Annotated in this window: 1 protein-coding gene; it reads right to left on the bottom strand. The window is 72.0% G+C overall.

What is annotated here, in order from left to right; genetic code table 11:
- Positions 1-225, bottom strand: a 225-nt coding sequence (locus IG178_RS25085) for a phosphoribosylaminoimidazolesuccinocarboxamide synthase (protein WP_305067835.1), incomplete at both ends; no start/stop codon positions are given.

Below are 225 nucleotides of genomic sequence, written 5' to 3'. Positions count from 1 at the left end.
AGGAAGGGCCCCTGGGGGCTGAAGCTGCGCCCCGTGAGCCGCTCGAATGCCTCGATGTAGCGGGCCCGCGTGGGCTCCACGACATCAGCCGGCAGCGCGGGCGCCAGCCCCTCGCCGTTCCAGCCGGAGGCCTCGCTGTGCAGCCAGTCGCGCACGTACTGCTTGTCGAATGACGGCTGCGAGCGCCCCGGCTGCCAGGTCTCGGCATCCCAGAACCGGGAGGAG

The organism is Neoluteolibacter marinus, from assembly GCF_014904755.1.
GTDB classification, from domain to species: Bacteria; Verrucomicrobiota; Verrucomicrobiia; order Verrucomicrobiales; family Akkermansiaceae; genus Haloferula; species Haloferula marina.
This window is presented reverse-complemented; position numbering and strand designations above follow the sequence as displayed.